This window comes from Cyanobium sp. NIVA-CYA 375 (assembly GCF_056108345.1).
In genome coordinates, this window is the sequence record NZ_JBSYHW010000355.1 from 1 (window position 1) to 654 (window position 654).

Genomic DNA, 654 nt, shown 5'->3' on the forward strand with positions numbered 1-654 from the left:
CCCAGCTCGGCCGTGGCGCGGGCGAAGTCGACCCCGGTCATCCCGTGTGCCGCATAGCCCATGTGCACGGCCTGCAGCGCCAGGTTCTGCCATGCGGCCCCGGCATCGAAGCTGTGGCTGTGATTGGGCGACTTCGGTTCGCCCCGGCCCACGGTGATCTGCGAGACCGCGAACAGCAGCACCGAAGCGTCCTTCGCCCAGCCCTGGTTGAATTCCACCAGCAGCGACAGGAATCGCTCCCAGTTCGCATCCTCGCGGTGGGCGTAGAGGAAGGTCCACGGCTGGATGTTGTAGGCCGACGGGGCGAGCCCTGCGGCTTCGAGCAGCACTTCCAGATCGGTATGCGGCATGGTGCTGGCATCGAAGCTGCGCGGGCTCCAGCGCTCGCGGATCAGCGGCAGGATAGCGGGGTTGGTGGTACGGGTGGTCATGCGTTGTCTCCTTCGGAAGCGGGTCAGCGGTTGAGGGCAAAGCGTCCGGGGCCGAACGCAGCGACGTAAAGCAAGCCACCGGCCATCGCGAGGTTCTTGAAGAACATCACGAACTGGGTCTGGTCGCCGATCTGGTTGTGGAACACGGCAGCCGAGACAAGGCAGAACGCCGCCAGGGCCAGCGCGGCCGTGCGGGTGCGAAAGCCGATGATCAGCGCGATCC

The 654-nt window shown here is 66.2% G+C and carries 1 protein-coding gene and 1 pseudogene; both read right to left on the minus strand.

Translation table 11 applies throughout. The features are described from left to right. Positions 1-431: nitroreductase family protein (locus tag AC01FP_RS18550; protein ID WP_474482352.1), on the minus strand; the 431-nt coding region annotated here is incomplete at its 3' end. Positions 432-454: 23 nt separating this feature from the next. Further along, positions 455-654, minus strand: a pseudogene (locus AC01FP_RS18555) (DoxX family protein); the annotation flags it as partial.